2 protein-coding genes are annotated in these 2,163 nt (G+C 46.9%); both read right to left on the bottom strand.

Going from position 1 to position 2,163, the window contains the following annotated elements:
* Positions 1 to 368 precede the first annotated feature (368 nt).
* Positions 369 to 1,310 carry a glutathione S-transferase family protein gene (locus QUA04_RS29395; protein ID WP_333264256.1) on the bottom strand — a complete coding sequence of 314 codons (942 nt, stop codon included), beginning with the start codon at positions 1,308 to 1,310 and terminating at the stop codon, positions 369 to 371.
* Positions 1,311 to 1,565: 255 nt separating this feature from the next.
* Positions 1,566 to 2,087 (bottom strand): hypothetical protein, encoded by a 522-nt coding sequence (locus QUA04_RS29390; protein WP_333264253.1) that lies wholly within the window; start codon positions 2,085 to 2,087, stop codon positions 1,566 to 1,568.
* Positions 2,088 to 2,163: the final 76 nt, after the last annotated feature.

Here is a 2,163-nt window from a genome sequence, read left to right as displayed (position 1 = left end):
TCTCTTGTTTCATCTGTCGAAAGAATTCTTAAAGAATTTGGAGATAATTATGTAATTAATTTTGCTTAACTACTTAAGTACGATCGCCTTTTGAGATGACTCGGGCGATCGCCAGACATGATTTGATTTTAAATATTGCTTAATCTCACTTCAAAATAACATCAATATTTTGTCGATCGTGAGGTTTGAGTAAAGGAGAGAATGGAGGCTTTGTTAGAAGGTTAACGCGAGGCCCAGCCTCTGGGAATGCGTTACCAGGCAGAGCCTGGGAACGAGCTAAACCCCGTTTCTGATTCCCGGCGCGCTCGCCCAAGCATCCTAGAAACCAGGTTTCTGCGATTATTCTGGCATCTTCACGCCCGATTTTGTTAAGAAACCGGGTTTCTGAGCCCTGCGCGATCGTGAGCTTTGAGCAAAGTCGCCGGATCGGGCCCAGCGGGGATAATGCAGCCGGGATTCAGCGGGAACAAATTGCCGTAATAATCGCGCTTCACAGCCTCCAAATCGCAAGTGCCAGCAACTCCCGGTAACTGGTACAAGTCGCGCAGATAAGCTCCCAAATGCTCGTAATCTTGAATGCGGCGCACATTGCATTTGAACAAGCTGTAGTAAACGGCATCAAAACGGAATAGAGTAGTAAAAAGCCGCACGTCTGCTAATGTCACCCGATCGCCACAAAGATAACGACTCCTCAAGAGAGATCGATCGATCTCGTCTAAAACAGCAAACAATTCACTGCAAGCCGAGTCATAAGCAGCTTGAGATTGGGCGAAACCGCAGCGATAAACGCCGTTATTCACCGATTGGTAAATCTTCTCATTCCACTCGTCAATTTGCGATCGCAAATCCAGAGGATAAAGATCCATTTGAGGATTGCTAGCAAACTCGTTAAACTCCGAGTTTAGCATCACAATAATTTCCGAACTCTCGTTATTGACGATCGTCTTTGTCGAGTCATCCCACAGCACCGGCACCGTACACCGCCCCTGATAGCCCGGTAAAGCCAACTGGTAAAGTTCCGGCATCGTGTTGCAGCCAAAAGTCTCCGACTCCATCACCCACATTCCCCCTTCCGAGGGATACACAATAGACACGGATATCGCATCCTCAAGCCCTTTGAGCGCCCTCGTCACCAGAGTGCGGTGCGCCCAAGGGCATCCCGTACCCACAAACAGGCGATACCGTCCCGCAGCGGGCTGGTGAGGGTTGTCTGGTGCAGTGGTGACAAAGTTGCGGAAACTGCTGCTGGGGCGAATGTATGCTCCCGTGCGATCGGGCGGCGCTAGTTTGGACATCATTAATTGCCACATTGATGTCCAGACAAATTTGCCTAGCTTGACTGTTACGGATGAAGGAAGCGATTTGTTTTTCACAATGCGATTAAAAGAGGTTTGCTAAACATAATCTGCTTATTTTAACTCACAGCCGAAGGAAGAAGGAAGAAGGAAGAAGGAAGAAGGCAAAGTAAGCAATGGTTTCCCTCGTCCCCAGGCTCTGCCTGGGAACGCATATTTAGAGGCTCTGCCTCGCTGTTCGCTGTTTTCCCTCACCTGAGAACGAGTTTTCTAGGATCTGCCAGAGGCTATTTCAGCATAAGCTCGATCGATCAATCGGCGAGCAACCGTCTGAATTCCCGTATGTTCGTAATAATTGGTAGTCATGTCTAAAAATGCCGCCACATAATCCAATTTGTCATCAGTAACATCAACGTATTGCTTGAGATGGCCTAAAACTATGGCGGGAGTTAAGCCGCGAGACTGTACTAAATTGTTCATCCAACCTTGCGCTGAAGCGAAAGTTGTTGTCACAAATCCGAACTTTTGTGAATTATTTGCGCCGGGAATTAGGTTGCTGATATTTTGGAATGTTGAGTTTTGCTGCAAGGTTGAAGGATTCAATCCGCCTAGGGTATTTTGTGCTACTCTAATGAAGTCCGGGCCAAGGGGAATTAAACCATCAGCACAAACTAAAGCAGCCATCCGCATCATAGATTCGCCTTTGTAATGGGATAAATAATTACCAAAGCTTCCCACATTGTCAAGGGAAATATTGTTAAGTTTGCAAAAGGCAATTAGCTCGATCGCCACGGGAGCGTGTCACTTTTGCGATGAGTATAAATACTCATGAACCCCACCATGACTTTTTTACCGATCATCAGTATAA

This window comes from Microcoleus sp. S13_C5, from assembly GCF_036700845.1.
Classification (GTDB): domain Bacteria; phylum Cyanobacteriota; class Cyanobacteriia; order Cyanobacteriales; family Microcoleaceae; genus Microcoleus.
The sequence above is the reverse complement of the archived record's forward strand: the minus strand, read 5'-3'. Positions and strand labels throughout refer to the sequence as shown.

Bases quoted from the DNA above. Each gene is read 5' to 3' on its own strand.
- QUA04_RS29395 (WP_333264256.1), bottom strand. From the start codon at position 1,310: ATGTGGCAATTAATGATGTCCAAACTAGCGCCGCCCGATCGCACGGGA.